Raw genomic sequence first — 19201 nt, forward strand, 5'->3', positions numbered from 1 at the left:
TCGTGCGCTGTGAAACGGAGCAGATGGAGACCGGCTCCATGCTCAAGAACGGCACCTACGCGGCGTGGTTTCGAACGTCGCTTGCGGACGGCACCGGCATCGTGCACGTCGCCGATGGCAGGCTGTGGGGCAGCGACGCGGTCATGCTCTACAGCGGCACCTATGAGGTCGACGGCGAGCGCTTCTCCGCCGTGCTCACCACGCAGCGGCACTCGAGAGATGGCACGACCGTGTTCGGCACCGACGACCTCGTGGTGCGGCTCGAGGGCATCTGGACCGGCGCGATCGCGACCTGCACGGGCAGGGCGGATGCCGTGCCCGATCTCGCCTTCGAGGTGACGCTGATTCCGAGCCAGGAGGTGGCACCCGAGCCGCCGCCGGATCTGCCGCTGCCGAAGTTCGACCCCAGCAAGCTTCCGAAGCTGCCGAAACGCTCCAGCCGCTAAGGCATGATCCGGAAAAGTGCGAAGCGGTTTCCCTCGCGACAAACGCCAAAGCCGTTTGCGCGGGGATCACGCGCTACGCGTCGCGCGGGCCCGCGGTCTCCGGAAACGGCGCGCCGGGGATGTAGAGCTTCAGCGCGCGGATCTCGTAGACCGCCGACGGGTTGACACTGCGCAGGTCGCGCGCCGCGGCGATCGCCTCCGCCTCATCGGCGCAATCGATCACGTAGAAGCCGAGCAATTGCTCCTTGGTTTCGGAGAACGGCCCGTCGATCACCATGCCGTGGCCGGGCCCACGCAGCGTGCTGGCATTGCGGGTATCGCCGAGCCGCGCAGCCGGGCCGAGCTTGCCCTTCAGCCGTTGATGGACCTCGCGCAGACCCGTCATCACGGCAGCGTCCTCCTCGGCGTTCCACGATTTGACCTCGACTTCGACGTGATAGGCCAGGATGGCATAAAGCATCTGATGTGCTCCTTGTTTCTGATGCGACTGGCCCAAGGACGTCTCGCGGCGATCCGAGCCGACATTTCATCTGTAGCGGATCGGGCGGTCTCTGGGTTGCGACAAGGTATCCCGCCGTCCGGCATGGCAGCGGCGAATCGCGCAGGCCAAAACAGCAAAAAGGCGCGGCGGATGAGCTTCCGCCGCGCCCCCGATTTTGATGTCTCGCTGGTCCAGGGCTGAGAGCGCCCCGATGCCAGGCTGATTGCTCAGGGCCTAGCGGGCGATCCCAGCGAGGTGACAGCGCTTGAGACAAGACACTAGATCACCTCCTTTCTTTGTTGATGGGACTTCGAATATAGGTGCCGAATCCGCCGCTGTTAAGGCCGCCTCCAGCCCAGCCGCGCCAGGAAACCGGCCGGATTGCGGCGAAATGGTTTCGTTTACCGGAGAACAGAACGCACGCCGGGGCAGTTGAGGCCGCCGCCCGGCCGTGTTAGGTGAACCCGAGATGCGGGTGTAGCTCAATGGTAGAGCAGCAGCCTTCCAAGCTGAATACGAGGGTTCGATTCCCTTCACCCGCTCCAATAATTTCAGGTACTTATCGGAATATTTGATTTCCGTTCCGACAGAAGCGCCGAATCCATTCCGACAAACGTTCACTTTCTGGCCGCCTGCTTGCGCCGCTTGATGCGCTTGATCTGTGCGTGCTGCTTGGCCTCGTCGTCATGATGAAGGTCGTGCGCCATCGCTTTGGTCGATGACCATTGGCCGTTCTTCATCAGTTGCGTTCTTGTGGGGCCGGACGTGCTCGCCTCGGTGGTCCCGCCATGCCGGCCAAACGACGTGAAGGTCAGCTCAGGGCGCAAGCCCCCAGCCGGAAAGGTCTTCTTCGAAATGCGCTCGGCTTGAGTCGACATTCGCCCTTGCTGCTCCACGACACCAAGCGAAATCAACTGCCTCGCAAGGCCAGTTTCCGCTATCTTGCGCGCTCAACCGGACACGGTCCCGGATGGATATGCCCGGCGCGATGGACCGGGCGAGATCCCGTCCGTGGATTAGGAGGGGTGGGGGGAGCCATGCCGAGCTTCGTTCAATTCCTGCAGAATTCGGGTGTGTACGCTGCGCAGAATTTCATGATCGTTCCTCGGGGAGGCTTCAACCTGGTCTGCCTCCGCGACAGCAAGGACGTTGGCCTGTCGTATGATCGCAATCGACTGCTGGTCGAGGATGTGCGGCTCGATGACGTCGAACGTGTCGCTCAGGAATACATCAAGACTCGCTTCAGGGAGCAAAAAGGCCAGGAGCGCGACGACCAGTTGCTGCGTCTGCGTACCGCGCTGTATGCCACCGCACGGCCGGATGGCCCTGCGCGCGGCCTCAAGGTCTCGCCCAAAGATAAAGGCATTCCCGAGCTTAAAGCCGTACGCGGCAGCACAAGCATCAAGTTGGATGTCGCCATTCTGCCGCGCAAGGATTTCACGATCGCGTTCAAATTCCTCAGGCACCTCGATCAATCCGGCAATCTGATCAACGCCACGAAATGGACGCCGGACGACGTGCCCTGGTTCCTCACCAAGCTAAACTGGACGTTCGGGGCTCAGGCAAATATCTTCTTCACCCCAGCAGAGGCGACTTGGATGACGGTCCAGAAAGCCCTGGGGCCGAAAATCTCGCGGGACATTTTCCGCAAGGAAATCGTCCCGTTCAAGGTGCGCGGCGCCGATCTCACGTGCTTTCTCGTCGGCGACTATGACGCAATGGATAACGAGGCGGCTGGAGAGTATCTGCCCGACGAGCAGGTCTTCGTGGTTGTCGATCAGGGCAATCCACCCGTGTTCGACTATGGCGAGGCGTTCATTGGCGTCATGGCGCACGAGGTCGGTCACTTCCTGCACCACAAGCGGAACATTCCCGGCAGTGGGCACCATAATCGAAGCGGCATTTTGCTTTCCAGCGGCATGGAAAGCTTGTCCCTGGACAAGCAACTCGTCACCGACCTCAACGCGTGGTGAGAGCGCTTGTTCTCCGCTCACGCTTTGGCGGCAATGTACCCGTAGTAATTCATAAGGAAGTCCCCAATCGAGAGGGGCTTCTGAGCGCCACCCTTGCCCGGATGCGGGATCGCGTAGTCTCCCTTGCCCCACGTGAAGATCGTTGTCGTCACGTTTCCATTCGACACTTGTATCCTGTCACGCAAGACGACCCAGTGCCGCGTCAACACGGAGCCTTCATCCGACTGGTCGTCATATTCGATCATGTTGGCGCTTATGAACAGGCATACGCGGTATCCACTGGCGAGCAGGGCGTTGGCTTCGTTGACGCTGTCGAGGCCTTTGCTGAATTTCAGATTGGTCTCCTCGCGCACGTCCTGGTATCCGGCCTTGCGGAACCATTGCTCCATTTCGCTCGGCAAGGTGATCCCCGCGACGTCGCTTATTCTGCCGGTGTCGTCAAAATCGAGGAACCAATTTTCGGAGTCGCGAATGGAGGCGCAAGTCAGCCAATCGACGTGGTCCAGCGAGTAGGGCGGCGTGTAGTTTTTCACGTCCTTTCCCGGCTTGATCAGCAGGCGGCCGAGGTTTGCCTGCCCCTTCTGATACAGATCGATGGCGAACCGCGCATATTGCCCCGGCTTGTCGGATGCGTAGCTGAACATCAGCGCGGACGGACCGCACATGCTCGCTTGATCCTGATCTATGAGGCTCGGCTTCGCAATTCGCCGGAGAATACCTATCCCGACGCGGTGCGGGTCGAGCTTCGGAAAGAATGTGGTCCTCGTGTTCTTGAGGAAATCGCAGACAATCTCCGCGGCAAGCTTCTTTTGATCCGAGTTGAGGTCGTACGGTCCAACCCCAAGCCACTTCTTCTTTTCGTCGCCGACGAACAGCGTGATGAGTTTCTTCGAAGTCGGAGAAAGCGTTCTGGAGGTGTTTGCAATGGTGGTCAGGTCGTCCAGCTCGAATGCGGTGACCATGCCGTCCGCGACGGTCGCCCTGATGATGTCAACGACTTCCGCGTAGTCCAGCCTGGAATCGTCGAGCAGACCCTTGCGAAGTGCGGCATCGACGGATGGCGTCGCGATCTCGTCCCATTGACCCTTTGGAGGAGGAGGCTTGGCGGCTGCCTTTGTCGCGAGGTCGACGAGTCGAGTGAAGGTTGGCCCGCCGGGCCGGATATAGCCGTCCGGCGTGCCCGGGAAGTTCTTCTGCTGGAAATACAGGATCGAGTTGTAGAGGCTGTCGCTGGCGTGACCCGTCACGACCATTTGCGGTTTGAGCATGGTCTCGGCTCCTCCGTCGGAAATGGCGATCTTGTTGAGCAGCGAGATGACCAGCTCCTGGTCTTGCTTCCAGTTCTGGCAGCTGCGACCCGTCGCGGCAAACCGACCGACTTTGTCTTTCAATTGCGGCATGAGCAATCACCAGCAATATGATCGTTTCAGTGGCGGATTGCGGGCTCGACTATCGCGTTGGTGGTCGGCTGAAGTGTCCACGCAAGCTTGTCGATGAACTCGTACTCAAATAGCGCCTGCGGATCGGTTCCGAAATAATATCCATACTGATGCAGAATCTTGGAGCCCTTGGCGACCATCTCGCGCTTCCATTTCAGGTCCTTGGCAGAGCTGAACTGAAATCCAATCACCACCGCATAGTTTTCGTACGCTTCGGCCACTTGCAGAATGGTCGCGCGCGTCAGGATGCCAGCCGGGTCTTCCAGACCTTGAACTCTGAACGCGGTGATGCGGTTCATCAGATTTGATGCAACCTCCTCCTCGGACCAACCCATGACGCCCGCTGCAACGCCCTTTGCGAAGCCTTCCTTGATGAACTTGACTTGAATGTTCTTGAGCGCCTCCCGAGCCGCGACCTTGTCGGCCACCATAAGGACCAGATCAGGAATCATCGCAGCGATATTCTCTGCCTTGAAAGCCTCCTTTAAACCCGCCTTGAAGCCGGACTTGGCCGCGCTCCAAAATCCTTCGCCAGCGACGGAGCCTGCCGGCGGCGGCGGGACCTCTGGCGGGGTCGGTGTGTTCCGCGGGACCTTCAGCCTCACCTCCGGTGCCCGGAAGTCGAGCGCTTGAACGCCTCTCCTGCGCATCGCAATGAGCGTTCCTCCGCTGTCCCTGGTCAGCAACACCGGATTCTTGATGCCGCGAGCCACTCCGCCCGCCCTGACCTGGGCAACAACATCGGAATCGAACGCGGAAAGCCCGTGATTCAAACCCTCATTGCCCCACTTCCAAACTTGCGCGCGGGGCACCTGGGTCATCATCTTGTCTTCGACGATCCGCAAATCAGTGAGCAATTTTTCGCCGGACTGAGCGCGCGCTCCCTTTAGAAATTCAAACTTGACCCGTGGTGAGATCAGAACCTCGTGACCGTCCTTGGCCAGATTGAGAATTTCATTCTCAAAGCGTCGGCTGAGCGCTTTCTCGGCGGCGCTCGCCGCAGCTCTTTGCCCGTTCTGTATGTCTATAAGAATGTTGGTATCGAGCCAGACGGGGGGCTTTAAGGGCGCCATTGCAACAACACCATTGGCATAAACTGTAGGACGCATTTCGCGTCGGCGAGCCTATCCCTCAGTCGCGTCTGCTGAAGCGCCGGTTCAAGCGGCTCTGCCGCACCCTCGATCGCAGACATGCGATCGTCAGCGCGCGCCTTTCGGCTTGGAGCCAAGCAGATCGTGCGTCCCACTGACGCTTAACGTTCCCGAGCACTCGAATCCCCCGAAAATTCCACAGGAGCCGGTGACGGTGACGCGCAGGTCCTTGCGTTGATACAGGTCGACCGAAACGCCAAATCGCGAAAAATCGTTGGCGCTGTTCGGCAGGATCAGGTCGATGTGATCGATCGCCCAGCGCGGCAGGTGAGGATTGCTCTTCCAGAACAGTTCATTGACGGCGTGGTGTCCGAAATTCGGTCCGACCGTGAGGGCGCCGTCTGCGCCCTCGAACACGAAGCCGGTCTCGTCGATGTGAACATTGACCCGGTCCGGCGCTACCGCGAAATGCAGCGACGTGATGTCTTGCGGCTGCGGGTCCTTGCCGAACTGCGCGCTATAGTCGTCGCTCCATTGCCCTCGGCCGCGCCCGAGCCCGAAGCCGTGCCGGCCCGGAAGGTCTCGCGTCGAGAGCGGCCGGTCGGATAGCTTTGGGCGCCAGATCTCCCGGAATCCCTTGCCGATTGTGGCTGCCATCGACAGATCGAGGGCCCAATGCGACGGCTTCTCCGGGCTTTTGCCTTCGGCGAAGGCGTCGAAGCCGTCCGACGTCTTGGCAATGCGCAGCGTCTTGATCAGGTCTTCCCAGTCCTTGGGCAGGAACGTGACGCCGTCGAGCGTGCTCGTCGCGGCCGCGACGCCATACTTCTCCAATTGGCGTCGGATATAGGCCTTTTCGTCATAGAGGCGGACATTGGGATTCGGCCCCGCGAAATATTTCGACAGATCGATCTGCGGCCGGAGCATGGTCAGCCGCGCTGCGATCTTACGGTAAGTGTCGGTCGTGGTCGGGTCGGTGGTCGTCACGGGGCTGCCCTCCGAGTGAAAGCCAGTCCCCGATTTGTCTGATCCGGCCGGGGCCGGGTTCAACTGAACCTCCCAACCGGAAACGCCGACCACCATTCGTGGAGCAGTGTCAACAGCAAGGACGATCCGATGTCACTTCGGAGCAGGGTGCTAGACGTACTCAATGGCCCGGCGGTCGCGCGCATTCGCTTCCGGTTTCCGATCCGTGGCAGCCACGTGACGATTGCACCGCAAACGTTCCATCACGTCGCTCGCGCGATCCGGTTGGGACAGGTCAGCGTCAGAGTTCCGACAGACCTCGCGGCAAATGTTGCGGCACAATATAACGACGTCGCGCGGACCCGGGCGGACGGTACGGTCGTCGCGGCGAATACGCTGGAGGTCGTGTCGGCGATGGGGCGAATGGACGAAGCCTATATCGTCCACGAGGCCTTGCATGCGGCTTACGATCTGCTGCGCACCGGCCTTGACGGCAATGCGGAGGAGGCGTCCGCCTATGTCTGTACCGCGCTCTACTGCCGCATGACGGGCCTACCGCGCCCCCGCTGGGCGAACGGCCCGATCTACGCCAATGCCGCGGAGGTCGCCCGAACGCTGCTGTCGCAATATCAGAAGGGTGATCCCGGCATTCCCTGGGTCGGCGACCATGAATGGCAGATGCTGCGCGCCGGCGTCGGCCTTAGTGCGGTCTATGCCAGCGGACCCGGCGGCATTCTCACCGGGTGGCTGCTCGGCCAACAATACACCCACGACGGCTGATGGGACGTGGGGCGTCCGCTCCACAAAATGACGGGCCGGCTCCTTGCCGCCCGTCCTCAGGCCACCAGCAAACCCAGTTTGCCGACCGTCGCCAGCGAACGGTCAACGCTTTGTCGGGTTGACAGCAGCAACGGCTCGGCGGGCTGCCCGGCATCATCCAATTGCTTGACCTGGATGGTCGGTCCAAAGGTTTCAGTCATTTCGGTTGTGATTTGCCCGATCGTCCGGGAGCCGTCGAGCAGCTGCAGGAAGTGGCGCGTCCTGTCGTCCTCCAACTGCACGGTCTGGTGAAGCAGATTGGTGACCAGCGGGCCGCTCTGCGCCTGTCTGCGGGCGAGCAGACTCGCCTGCGGACAATCCGTGACTTCCTTCACGAGAAAGGGCCGTGATTTCAGAAAGGAGATCTCGCCGCTGCAGGCCAGGATATAGAGCGCTTCCGTCAATATCCGCTGGTCATCGGCTGTTTGCCGGCCTTCCAACAGCGTCCGGGCGCCATCGAGCAGTTCAGTGAACGAGAGTGCGCGCGGCCAGGCCCGGCCGAGGCAAAGATGTGCGGCCTTCAGGAGCGGATTGGTTACCGTGATTCGGCTGCCGTCCTGATTTTCAAATTCCATCTCGGAATCGTCGGTCAGGCAGGCGTCGGGGCGACGTGGGCTGGTGGTGCTCAGCAGATAGAAGGCGGTGATGAAGTCGAGATCGACCTTGCGGTCAAGGGAGATGCCTTCGTGGCAGAGCAACGTACGCCGAAACCCGTTGCCGTCGATGAAGTCCTGATACTGATCGCGCGCCATGAACTCGCTTTCGGGAAAGCGCTGCAGCGTGGCGCGGACCTCTTCGGTGTAACCGGCAAGATAGCGTCGTGAGAAATCGGCGTCGCTCAGATATTGCAGCCCATGTCGGCCGGCGTCTTCGACGACCTCGTGCAGCAGGAAAGCTGTCGCGCCAGAATCGAGATCGTCGTGAAAAAGCAACTCGTCTGGAGCGTTGAGCACGCGGTTGCACTGATCGCGCATGACTGTGCCGTGCACCGAGCTGGACTTCGATCCTTCGCTGAGAAATTTCACGATGGCGCGAGCTTGTCCGACTTTCTCCTTCATCCCGGTGATGCGCCGGGTGTGGTAGCGCATCATGTCGCGGACCATGTCGCGAAGATGCGAGAACGGGTGCGCGTTGTAACTGACATAGCAGAGCCCCCGTGGCGCCAAATTCCGTTTGAAGATGGACATCATCTTCTCGCGCACGACCGGTGGTACCCATGAATACACGCCATGGGCGATGATGTAGTCGAACTGTCCGAAGGCAGCGTCGACATCCATGATGTCGCAATGCAGAAGCCTGATGTTGCTCAAGCCCAATGCGGCGATGTTCCGCTGTCCGCGTTCGATCGTGACGCCGCTCAGGTCGATGCCGATGAACTCGCTGTCCGGATATTGAAAAGCCATCGGCAACAGATTGCCGCCAACGCCGCAGCCGAGCTCCAGGACCCGGCAGCGCTCGACCGGAGCCGGCTGCAGGCCGTAGACCGCAGCGATCGTCGCCAGATGGTTCGGGTGGGTGAGCCCGTAGACATGCCCGGGATAATACACCTCATCGTATGGCGTGGTTCCGGTGGTCGGCTGGCGGTGCTCGGTCTGGATGTTCATCGCAGTCAGTTCCACGAATATGCAAACTTGTCGTTCACGATCGAGACGCGCGTCTGCTTGACCTCCTCCTTGGCGAGAGACTTGCTCAGGAATTCGCGCGACAGTTCGGGCAGCAGCGTGTTGGTGATGATGTTATCGATCATCCGCCCACCGGAGTCCGGATCGTTGCAACGGGATACGATGTGCTCGACGACTGCATCGTCGTAACCGAAGGCAGCCTTGTGATTATCGCGGAGGCGCTGTCCGATCCGGTCGAGCTGCAATCTGACGATGCCGGCAAGCATCTCGTCCGAAAGCGGAAAGTAGGGGATCGAGACGATGCGCCCAAGCAAGGCGGCAGGGAACAGCTTCAGCAATTCAGGCCGCAGCAGCCTGGCGAGTTCTTCCGGCTCGTTGCGATACTTGGGATCGCGCGCCAGGCTCATGATGAGATCGGTGCCGACGTTCGTGGTCAGAATGATCAATGTGTTCTTGAAATCGATTCGCCGGCCGTTGCCGTCTTCCATGACTCCCTTGTCGAACACCTGGAAGAAGATCTCATGGACGTCGGGATGGGCCTTCTCCACCTCGTCGAGCAGGATAACGCTGTAGGGCTTGCGCCGGACCGCTTCGGTGAGCCGGCCGCCCTCACCATAGCCGACGTAACCCGGAGGTGCGCCCTTCAAGGTCGAGACCGTGTGAGCCTCCTGGAACTCCGACATGTTGATCGTGATCATGTTCTGCTCGCCGCCATAAAGGGTTTCGGCAAGCGCGAGGGCGGTTTCTGTCTTGCCCACGCCGGACGGTCCGGCCAGCATGAAAACGCCAATCGGCTTGGACGGATTGTCCAACTTGGCGCGGCTGGTCTCGATTCGTTTCGCAATCATCGTCAGCCCATGGGACTGGCCGACCACGCGTCGATTGAGAATTTCGGGCAGCTTCAGGACGGTTTCGATTTCGTCGCGCATCATTCTGCCGGTCGGGATACCCGTCCAGTCGGACACGACAGAGGCCACCGACTGCTGGTCGACATGGGCATAGATCATCCGCTTTTCCGGATTGATGCCCTCCAGTGTCTCGAACTTGCCGCGCAACTCGACGCGTTTGGTGGCTCGATCTTCGTCGCCGTTCTCGGAGAGGATTTCGCGAATGCTGCGGATGTCCTTGACGAGCTCCTGTTCCTTGGCCCAGTCGGCCTCCAGGGCGGTCAGCTTGGCCTTCAACGTCGCTATGTCGCCGTCGATCGCGGTGATGCGCTCGCTGTTCTCGTCCCCGAGGTCGCCGTCGCTGACCAGCGCCGATCGTTCGGCCTCGCGGGCCGCTATGGCGACGCGAGCGTCCTCGATCAGGGCCGGCGTCGCGCTTTGACTGATGGCTACCCGGGCCGAGGCTGTGTCCAGCAGGCTGACCGCCTTGTCCGGCAGCTGTCGGGACGGAATGTAGCGATGCGACAGGTTGACCGCGGTCACGATCGCGGCGTCCGAGATGCGAACGCCGTGGTGCTTCTCCATCGGGCCCAGGAGACCGCGCAGCATGATGCAACAGGTCTCGACATCCGGCTCATCGACCTGGATCGGCTGAAAGCGCCGTGTGAGTGCGGGGTCCTTTTCGATGTACTGGCGATACTCTGCCCAGGTGGTCGCGGCGATGGTCCGCAGCGTGCCGCGGGCGAGGGGAGGCTTGAGGAGATTGGCCGCGTCGCCGGTGCCGGCGGCGCCACCGGCCCCGATCAGCGTGTGCGCTTCGTCGATGAACAGGATGATCGGGGTAGGCGAGTTCTGTACCTCGTCGATCACCGAGCGCAGGCGCTGCTCGAACTCGCCCTTCATCGAGGCACCGGCCTGCATCAGGCCGATATCCAGCGCGCAGAGCCTGACGTTGCGCAGCGGCGGCGGCACCTCGCCGGCGGCAATGCGCTGGGCAAATCCCTCGACCACGGCAGTCTTGCCGACGCCGGCCTCGCCGGTGAGGATCGGATTGTTTTGCCGCCGGCGCATCAGCACGTCGATCAATTGGCGGATTTCGTCGTCTCGACCGAGGATCGGGTCCATCTGGCCCGATCTGGCCTTGGCGGTCAGATCCTGGGAGAACCGGTCGAGCGGTGTCGTCCCCTTGGGATTCGCGCGGTCCGTACCGTCAGTACCGGCACCGGCCAATCCGGAGCCGTCCATCGGACGCATGGTCTCCTCCTCGGAGCCTGCCCAGATGGCGCGGTGCTCCGCAGCCAATGCGTCGACATTTATCTTGGCGAATTCCTGCGAGATGTTGTTGAGCGCACGACGGATCTCGTTCGACTTCAATCCGGCGACCAGGAGATGTCCGGTGCGGATCTGGGTCTCGCCGAAGAACAGCGTGGCGTAGTGCCAGCCACGGTCGAGAATATCGATGACCGAATTGGCGACGCCCGGCATGTCGGTTTCGTTCTTGCGGAAACCGTTGATGACCCCCGCGAGGTCCGACAGCAGCCGCGAGCGGTCGAGCTTGTAGTGATCCACCGACAGGCTGAGGTCGGTCCGCTCCTGTTGCAGGATGTGAAACAGCCAGTGCGCAAGCTCCACATTACGGTTGCTGACGCTCTTGGCGTGGCGCAGGGCCTGTATGAAGGCATCGTAGCCGGCCCGGTTCAGTTTGCCAGTCACGGCCTCAAGGCTGATATCGGTCACGATGGCGCCTCCTGCTCAATCCCTGGACGATGCCGGGTCGTCGCGGAAATCGGCTCGAATTCCCATGATGTTAGGACAATCGGAGCGATGCTTAGGTTCAAATCGGCTGCTGATCAGTCGCAGCGTTGCGCCGGGCTCTGAGACGCTCGGCAAGGTGAAAGCGTGCATCGCGCCGATACTCCTCGGTCGAGGCCCAGTTCGGCGACACCCAGCTGGTCCATCCGAGGCGTCCGCTCTGCCCGAGCTTCATCGGGACAACCGCTCCCGCCGGAATGGCAAGTTCCACCTCCCACTCGAGTTCGTCGCCGATGTAGAAGTAGACGGCGTCAGCCAGGGGCTCGGACAGGTTCGGCGCTTCGGTGGGCAGGAACTGCTCGTATTGAGCAAAATCCTTCACGAACACGCGAACCCTGATCTTGTCTTCGACGCTGAACACGCGTGAGCCCAGGAGCGCGTCGTGACCGAGCCTGGCGTGCGTCCCGCCGAGCCGGCTGCAATGGCTCGGGTCGAACGGGAGCCACGTGCCGACGAACTCGTCGATCTCGACCCTGACATCGAACAGCCCTTGCAGCAGCCGCGCCAGTCGTGATGCGGATTTCGCTCTGGGTGAAACCAGCCCGGCGAAGCTCAGCTTCGCCATGTCAGGCACGGTATCCCGATTGGCAAAAATATCGGAGCCGAGGCCGGCGAAGGAGCCGACATAAGCGATGAAGCGGTCGTCGGATGGCCGATCATGCTGGGCGATCGGCCGTGCGTCTGCCCAGGCTCGAAAGAACAACTGCAGAAAGCGTCCGTTCAGCAGATCGAGAAAGCGGGGGAAAGCGTCGTCCCGCATCAACTGCCAGCCGACGCTCTCATCGGTGGTGGCCAGCGGCAGCGCGCCCTGCGGTCCGAGCAGGCCGAGGAATTTGACCAGAATTTTGAGCCTGCCATCGCGGTCGTCGACCGAGCTCAGATTGGAGGCGGGAAATTCCAGATAGGGGGTTTGCCCGAGGTCGACAAACTCCTCGCGACGCGCTGCACTGTCGCCGATCCGCGGCCGATCCGGATTGCATCGCTCGAGCTGGCGGAGCGTCTGGAAGAAATCGAACCGCCAGGGCTCGGCCTTCATCTGGTCGATCAGCGTCACAGCGGCCTCCGGGTGCCCATGCGGGCTGGCCAACGCATGATCTCGCCGCGCTCCGGAGTCGAGATGACGGTCTGGGTGAAGGTGTTGAAGCCTGAATAGTCGGCGAAGAAGCGTTCCAGCATAGCCCCGAGCAGGAACGCGCCGCTGCCCTCGAATGCCTTCTCGTCAAGCGTGACCGTGATCTCCAGGCCGCGCGCCGCGCCGCTGCCGGTACGCTCACGCACCCGCCGCACCACGGGCCTGCTCTCGACGCTGCGCACGCCACGAATCTTTCGCTCCGTCGCATCGTCGAACTGGTCGGCGAATAAGGACAGCATCTCCCGCAGTGCTCCGGCGTTCTTGCCGCCGCTGCGTTCCACGAGGCCGAGATAGTTCAAACTCAGCATGTTGATCAGGCGCCAGCTGACGACGCCGCTATTGGCGATTTCGCTGCGGCTGCGCAACTGCGCCACCACCGGCTCGCGTGGTCGGGTGGGGCCGGCGATGCACATCAGCTCGAGCGAGGTGTCGTCCAGCAGGCGAAAGTCGGCTCCGCCCTGGCCGACCGGCAGATGTTCCGTGAGATGCCGGTTGGAGCACAGCGCCCGGACGCTCAGCTCGGCGGCGGATCCGTCGCCGCTCGGGTCGCCGGGCTCGAGCAGCGAGAGGAACATGTCCGTCCCCGTATAGTCCGAGGCCGCGCCATAGGTCTTCTCTTCGACGGTGCGTCGGCGCGGCAACCGACGAACCGTGTAATAAAGTCCCTCGACCGATCCGGCCGTCCGGTCGACGGCGGCGGAGTACAGCGGACGCACGCGGCGCTTGTCCTTTTCCGCCGGAAAGTGCGCGTAAACCTCCAGCACCTGGTGCGGCTCATATTCGAGATAGCGGCTTCGGTCGGGCACCACGTGGTATTCGTAGGTATTCGACTTGATCGGGATGCGATCGCTGGTCTTCTCGAACAGGTTGATCGCCGGGGCGGTGTAGAGACTGAACGTATCCGCCCGGACCGAGGCGGCGAGACGCGAGTTGTGTTCATCGAACGCGAAGACGATATCGATGGATTTGCTGCGCAACCGCGGCATCACAGCGCGAAGTTGCGTCAGATTGACGCCAAGGAACTTGCGCGGAAACACGAAATATTCCCGTAACAACTCCGAGCCGCGAAAGACCCGGTTGTCATTCGGAAACAGGGATTCATTCTCGCTGAAGCCGACCTGCTGCACACAGTCGTTCGGAGCCCGGACGACGACCGGATCGCCGAAATCGTCGAGATAGCGAAAATAGAGCCCGACGCAGTTCGAGGTCAGTTGTTCGTAAAGTGCGATGGCATCCGACTCGGCGCCGGTCAGGTAGATGGGCAGTTCGCTGGTGCGGCAACCGGCGAACCAGGTCTCCGGCTTGTTGCGAGTCTCCGCGTCCGCCGGCTCCTCGTCGAGTCGCGCGGCGGTACGGTGCGTCAAGGAGAGCCTGAGTCCGGCGATGACCTCTCCGCCGACTGGAATCCCGAGGGCCTGCAGCGCGCCCGCGGTCGCAAAATATTCGGCGCCGGTGACGTCAAAAGGCCAAAGCACGATATCGCGGCAAAGCCGGAATCGGCAGGCGAGGCTCCGTTCCCTTTCGCGATAGCTCGCGTCGAAATAGGCGCCTCGCGCGATTTTCTTGCCGTCGCGCAATGCCGGATCCGCGTAGGTCGGCTGAATCTTGACCAGCATGGCGGACGGAGTCGGCGCAAGATAGTTCGGAACCAGCTGCTCAAGCAGGTTCGCCGTGAATTCCGGAAACTCGTGCTTGAGCTTGAGCTGGACACGCGCAGCGAGAAATGCAGCGCCTTCCAGCAGGCCTGAGATCATCGGATCGGAGCGGTCGCGGACCAGGCCGCCGAGGCGCTCGGCGATACCAGGATATTCCTCGGCAAAACCCTCCGCGTGCTCGTACAGCAGCGACAGTTCACGATTGTAGAAGTCGAGGAATTCGCGGTTCATGCTATAATCGGTTGATCTGTATATCGCCGCTGTCGAGATCGACGTCTGCGACGAATTCCACGGGCACGTTGAGCGGTTCGCATTTCAGGTCGGAATGCACGACAAAGCGCAGCTTGAGCTGCTCGGCGCCCACGGAGGTGTCGCGCCGCACCCGGATGGACTTGCGATCGAGCCTCGGCTCGTAGGTCGTCAGCGACATGCGCAGGGCATCGCTGAGCTCCTCGTCGGTGACTTCGTCGATCGAACGGTTCGCGATATCGGGGAAGCCATAGTTCAGGATCGAGGTGCGGACGCAGCCGCGACCCGTCAGGTCAAGCGTCGATTCGAGGGCAATGGTATTGAGGAGTGTTTCGACGTCCTGCGAAACCTCGCGCCTCAGCAGCGTCTCCGAGATCGGGAAACGACCGGCGCTGCGCCGTCCCGCTATCACTCGCTCGCCGAACTGATCGCGCAATTCGAGTGCTTTGCGGGCATCGCGCGCGTCATGAGCCGCACGAAAGGCCAGCATCAATGGCGGAGAGAGCCGGTCCTTCCTTGGCGTAACGGTCATTGACGGTCCCCGTACCTCCCGCGCCGATTGCCGCTATTGGCAACCGGCGCCGGGCAGGAAGCTTGCGATCAGGCCCATTCCTTGTTGGCCGCAACGTCCCATCCGAACACCGGAGACGCGCCGGCGCCGCCTTTTTCCGTCTGGGTCTTGTAGGTCATTTTAACCTTCTGGAAGTTCAGGCTGACGTTTTCGGTGAGGCGATCCTCGCCGTGCGATCCGCCCGTCGATACGCTGGAGACCAGAACGTGCTTCATCTCGATCTTGAGATATTCGAGCGGGTGTTCACCGGCCTTGCGTACCGTGAGAATGGCGCTGTCGATGTGCTTTCCATTCGCGCAGACCTTGAAAAGCTCGGGTGTCGCCTTGTCCACGAAGTGCGTGAAGTGGAGGTCTTGAACGGCGACCTTGCCGGCGCCGCCGCCCGATCCGCTGTGGAATGTGCCGCTTTGGCTCTCGCCGAACGACCAGCTCAAAATGTCGATTTCGTCCTTGTGTTTGTCGTCGAGCGACTCGCCCTTGATCGGATCGAGTTTCAAAAAGATGTCGACAGCCATAGCATAGCCCTTTCAAAATTCTCTGATGAGTGACGGTTGCAATAGCGCGGCGTCAGGAGCTCGGGCCTGGCAGGCGCGAAACGAGACTGAGACCGACGTCCATCGCTTCCAGTTGAAAGTGTGGACGGAGAAAGAAGCGCGCGTTGTAATATCCCGGGTTCTCCTCGTTTGCTATGACCTCAACCTTCGCAGCGGCCAGCGGCTTGCGCGCTTTCTGAGCTTCTGACGACAGGGCCGGATTGGCATCAACGTATTCGTTGATCCAGGTCTGCAGCCAGACCGTCAGCTCATCCTTTTCCTTCATGGATCCGATCTTGTCGCGAACCATGCACTTCAGATAATGCGCAAAGCGGGATACTGCGAACATGTAGGGCAGGCGTGACGACAGGTTGTCGGACGCGGTTGCATCGACGCCCTTGTCGCCGAAATACTTCTTCGGCTTGTAGAGCGACTGGGCGCCGATGAAGGCGGCCTTGTCGGTGTTCTTGCGATGGATCAGCGGGATCAGTCCCGCCTTTGCAAGCTCGTGCTCGCGACGATCGCTGATGGCGATCTCGGTGGGGCATTTCAGGTCGACGCCACCGTCGTCGGTCGGGAACGTATGCGTCGGCAGGTTGATGACCTCGCCGCCGGACTGGACGCCGCGGATGCGCGTGCACCAGCCGAACTCCTTGAAGGCGCGGTTGATGTTGACGGCCATCGCATAGGCGGCGTTGATCCAGCCGTATTTGTCACCGGTGTGCCCGTCCGTCTCCTCTTCGAAGGCGAACTCTTCCACCGGCTCCGACTTGGCGCCGTAGGGGAGGCGGCCCAGCGCGCGCGGCATGCACAGGCCGAGATAGCGCGAGTCGTCCTGATCGCGCAGTCCCTTCCATGCGGCATATTCCGGCGTGTCGAACACCTTGCCGATGTCGCGAGGGTTGGACAGTTCGGTCCACGAATCCATTCCCATCAGCGTAGGCTCGGCGCCGCTGAAGAAGGGGGCGTGCGCGGCGCCGGCGATCTTGCTGAGATCGCGGAGCAACTGCACGTCGGTGGGAAGGTGGCTGAAATAATAGTCGCCGATCAGGCAGCCGAACGGCTCGCCGCCTAGCTGGCCAAATTCGTACTCGTAGATCTGCTTGAACAGCGGGCTCTGGTCCCAACGCGCATCGGGATAAAGCCGCAAGTTCCGATACAGCTCGTTCTTGGAGACGTTCATCACCCGGATCTTGAGATTGGCGTCGGTCTCGGAATTGAAGACGAGGTAGTGGAGGCCGCGCCAGGCACTTTCGATCGCCTGGAATTCGGGCGCGTGCAGGATCTCGTTCATCTGCGCGGTCAGCTTCTGATCGATCCGCGCGATCATCTCCTCGATGGTGTCGAGCACGTCCGACTTGATGACGCTCGTATCCTTCAGCGCTTCCTGAACGAGCGTGGACACCGCGTTCTCGACTTCGGTCGCCGCACGTTCGGTGCGCGGCTTGAAGCTTTGCTTCAGCAGGGCAGCAAACTCGTCAGCCTCGACGGTCCCGACCTTGGTGGTGGTCTCTTTGTGAATTGCTTCTTTTGCCATGGTCCCCATTCCTTCCCTTAGCTGTTGCTGTCGGATTCGGTGGACTGGCTGGTCGCGCGCTCGCGCAGTGCGGCCATCAGTTGAGGATCGGCGAGGAGCTTCTTCAGCTGGTCCTCGGCGCCCACCTTGCCATCCATGTAGCGCAGCAGGTTGGCGAGCTGTTCGCGCGCTTCGAGCAGCTTGGCCGTCGCCGGCACCTGGCGGGCGACCGCCACCGGCGTGAAGTCGGATATCTTGTTGAAGCGCAGGTTGACGGAGATCTTCTCGTCGGATCCGTCGCTGAGACGATTGGCGACGCGCGCCGTCACACCGGGCTGGATCGCCGCCATGCGGTTGTCGAAATTGTCCATGTCGAACTCGAGGAACTTGCGCTCCTCGACCTTCGTCTTCTCGATGCCGGGATTGTTGCCGGAAAGATCGGACAGGACGCCCATGACGAACGGCAGCTCGATCAGCCGCTCGGCATCGTAGGGATCTTCGTAAGTGATGTGCACGCGCGGTGCGCGGTTTCGGCGAATGAATTTTTGACCGCTGTCGGTTGCCATTGGATTGCCCTCTTCACAAAAAAATCTCTGCGGAAGCCGACTTGCGCGACGCAGGCAGGGAAGTGCCTCGGTCTTTCGTCGGCGGAGCTTCCTTCCGTTCAGTTAGTCCCGTCGAACGGAAGGCGGGTTCAATTCGATTTATCGATCGCCTTCAGAGCGCCCTCGGGCAGCACTTCGTTCAGCAGGCTGAGGAAGTCTCGCTGTGCGAGTTCACGTGCGCGATCGACCAGGAACGGGATCGGGCTGGATGGCTCTGCGGCCCGGAAGAAGGAGGCAACCTTGCTCAGCAGGTCCAACGCCTGGGCTCTGTTTTCGACTGAAAAAACAGCATCTTGAGCCTCGTTTTCGGCCGCGGACGGGAGCGAGGTGGCGAATTCCGCCATGCGTTCGATCGGCAGGTCGAAGACCTTGTCGCGACCGATATTGATGGCGGCGGTCTCCACGTGGGCCGGCATCAGCATCCGCATCACTTCGATAAACGATTTGCCAACCATGTCCTGCGCCTGCCGCACCAGCAACAGCGCCGGGCTCGACGGTTCCTTCCGAGCGAAGTAGTCGGCAGCCGCCACCAGCGCCGCGGATGCCTGTCCGGGTGACGTCACTGCGCCGGCGATTTCGATCGGAGGCTGCGGGCCGTCTTGAGCGGTCTCCTCCGGGGATGAGGCAACTGCGGCCGGATCGCGTGCAGCGACCAGAGTCGCGAGCCAGCCGGCCATGCCATTCGCGACGCCCGCCAGCCGGTCGAGACTGATGGGTTGCCCCGAGTTCAACTTTTCGTGCCAAACCGATTTGATGCCGGCAATCTCGGCAGCGACCGCCGAACACCGGGCGCTCACCGCTTTGAGCGTGTCGAGATCGGTCTCGCCGACGATGCGCTCGATGGTTCCGAGATCCGGCATGTCGACATCGGCATCGCCGGCGGGAATTTCGCCCTTGGCAATCTGATAGGCTCGGTAGTTGAGGCTGCCGTGCCGTCGATTTTCGATCAGGGGAAGGAATTGGAGCGGGTTGATCACCGTCGGAAACACGTCGATCGCCTCGATGGTGACGGCCCGAAAGGCATAGTCGCCGTCCTCGCCCCTGGGGTGAACCGCTTCCCATTGTTCGCGGAGCAGCAGGGTGGTTGCCCGCAGGCAGCTGAGGAAGCCATCGAGATCGCGGTTCAGGATGGAAAACTTGGCGAGCAGCATGGTCAGGCGCAGATCGCGGGTGCGAGCCAACAGTGGCTGGGCAGCGGCGAACTGGCCGGCAATATCGATGGCCTTCGGGTCGAAGCGTCCGCGCTCTCCATTCGCGTTGACGACCTCGAAATACGACATCGGCAGCAGCGATTCCGCAGCTGCGAAGAAGTTCAGGTACTGGACGTCGCCGGCCGCATCGAGGTCGGGCCCGCAGGGATCGTCCGGGTCGATGGGCTGGGTCAGGGATGCGACGTCGAGCATG

Annotated in this window: 17 protein-coding genes and 1 tRNA gene; 4 read left to right on the top strand and 14 right to left on the bottom strand. The window is 61.4% G+C overall.

Annotation, left to right across the window (positions count from 1 at the left end; translation table 11 throughout):
• Positions 1-38: 38 nt before the first annotated feature.
• Entirely contained in the window at positions 39-446 is a 408-nt protein-coding gene (locus J6525_RS13525; RefSeq protein ID WP_026192921.1) for a hypothetical protein, read from the top strand.
• A 73-nt stretch (positions 447-519) separates the two neighbouring features.
• On the opposite strand, the gene J6525_RS13530 is transcribed toward J6525_RS13525, so the two are convergent.
• Entirely contained in the window at positions 520-906 is a 387-nt protein-coding gene (locus J6525_RS13530; RefSeq protein WP_225644977.1) for a YciI family protein, read from the bottom strand.
• A 492-nt stretch (positions 907-1398) separates the two neighbouring features.
• Here J6525_RS13530 and J6525_RS13535 point away from each other — a divergent pair.
• Positions 1399-1472, top strand: a tRNA-Gly gene (locus tag J6525_RS13535).
• 72 nt (positions 1473-1544) lie between these two features.
• Here the strand turns inward: J6525_RS13535 and J6525_RS13540 are convergent.
• Complete coding sequence (locus J6525_RS13540) at positions 1545-1841, bottom strand: hypothetical protein (RefSeq protein WP_225644979.1); 297 nt, start codon at positions 1839-1841, stop codon at positions 1545-1547.
• 123 nt (positions 1842-1964) lie between these two features.
• Here J6525_RS13540 and J6525_RS13545 point away from each other — a divergent pair, with 123 nt between their 5' ends.
• Entirely contained in the window at positions 1965-2900 is a 936-nt protein-coding gene (locus tag J6525_RS13545) for a hypothetical protein (RefSeq protein ID WP_225644981.1), read from the top strand.
• Positions 2901-2917: 17 nt separating this feature from the next.
• Here J6525_RS13545 and J6525_RS13550 read toward each other — a convergent pair whose 3' ends face one another.
• The 3 genes from J6525_RS13550 to J6525_RS13560 all read right to left on the bottom strand — a co-directional run bounded on the left by J6525_RS13550 (position 2918) and on the right by J6525_RS13560 (position 6417).
• Complete coding sequence (locus J6525_RS13550) at positions 2918-4300, bottom strand: hypothetical protein (protein ID WP_225644983.1); 1383 nt, start codon at positions 4298-4300, stop codon at positions 2918-2920.
• Positions 4301-4326: 26 nt separating this feature from the next.
• Complete coding sequence (locus tag J6525_RS13555; protein ID WP_225644985.1) at positions 4327-5448, bottom strand: hypothetical protein; 1122 nt, start codon at positions 5446-5448, stop codon at positions 4327-4329.
• Positions 5449-5538: 90 nt separating this feature from the next.
• The gene (locus tag J6525_RS13560) at positions 5539-6417 is read right to left on the bottom strand and encodes a hypothetical protein (protein ID WP_057019602.1); all 879 of its coding nucleotides are present in this window, start codon (positions 6415-6417) and stop codon (positions 5539-5541) included.
• 129 nt (positions 6418-6546) lie between these two features.
• On the opposite strand from J6525_RS13560, the gene J6525_RS13565 reads away from it, so the two are divergent.
• Positions 6547-7176, top strand: a complete 630-nt coding sequence (locus tag J6525_RS13565) for a hypothetical protein (RefSeq protein WP_225644987.1) — start codon at positions 6547-6549, stop codon at positions 7174-7176.
• A gap of 56 nt (positions 7177-7232) precedes the next feature.
• Here the strand turns inward: J6525_RS13565 and J6525_RS13570 are convergent, their stop codons facing one another.
• From J6525_RS13570 to J6525_RS13610, 9 genes are all read right to left on the bottom strand, one after another.
• Entirely contained in the window at positions 7233-8819 is a 1587-nt protein-coding gene (locus tag J6525_RS13570; RefSeq protein ID WP_225644989.1) for a class I SAM-dependent methyltransferase, read from the bottom strand.
• Positions 8820-8824: 5 nt separating this feature from the next.
• Positions 8825-11461, bottom strand: coding sequence for a type VI secretion system ATPase TssH (gene tssH, locus J6525_RS13575; protein WP_225644991.1), 2637 nt, complete (start codon positions 11459-11461; stop codon positions 8825-8827).
• A gap of 97 nt (positions 11462-11558) precedes the next feature.
• Positions 11559-12623, bottom strand: a complete 1065-nt coding sequence (gene tssG / locus J6525_RS13580) for a type VI secretion system baseplate subunit TssG (protein ID WP_225644993.1) — start codon at positions 12621-12623, stop codon at positions 11559-11561.
• Positions 12587-14554 carry a type VI secretion system baseplate subunit TssF gene (gene tssF, locus J6525_RS13585; RefSeq protein ID WP_225644995.1) on the bottom strand — a complete coding sequence of 656 codons (1968 nt, stop codon included), beginning with the start codon at positions 14552-14554 and terminating at the stop codon, positions 12587-12589. Before tssF ends, tssG begins: the two co-directional genes overlap by 37 nt.
• 1 nt (position 14555) lies before the next feature.
• Entirely contained in the window at positions 14556-15104 is a 549-nt protein-coding gene (gene tssE / locus J6525_RS13590; RefSeq protein WP_092082332.1) for a type VI secretion system baseplate subunit TssE, read from the bottom strand.
• A gap of 68 nt (positions 15105-15172) precedes the next feature.
• Positions 15173-15658, bottom strand: a complete 486-nt coding sequence (locus J6525_RS13595) for an Hcp family type VI secretion system effector (RefSeq protein WP_016843423.1) — start codon at positions 15656-15658, stop codon at positions 15173-15175.
• A 52-nt stretch (positions 15659-15710) separates the two neighbouring features.
• Positions 15711-17213 carry a type VI secretion system contractile sheath large subunit gene (gene tssC, locus J6525_RS13600; protein ID WP_018272201.1) on the bottom strand — a complete coding sequence of 501 codons (1503 nt, stop codon included), beginning with the start codon at positions 17211-17213 and terminating at the stop codon, positions 15711-15713.
• Between the two features lie 17 nt (positions 17214-17230).
• On the bottom strand, positions 17231-17758 hold the full coding sequence (gene tssB / locus J6525_RS13605; RefSeq protein ID WP_092082334.1) for a type VI secretion system contractile sheath small subunit: 528 nt from the start codon (positions 17756-17758) through the stop codon (positions 17231-17233).
• Between the two features lie 128 nt (positions 17759-17886).
• A complete protein-coding gene (locus J6525_RS13610) occupies positions 17887-19200 on the bottom strand; it encodes a type VI secretion system protein TssA (protein ID WP_225644997.1) in 1314 nt (437 codons plus the stop codon).
• Position 19201 lies beyond the last annotated feature (1 nt).

It is taken from the genome of Bradyrhizobium australafricanum (assembly GCF_020329495.1).
Lineage (GTDB): Bacteria > Pseudomonadota > Alphaproteobacteria > Rhizobiales > Xanthobacteraceae > Bradyrhizobium > Bradyrhizobium australafricanum.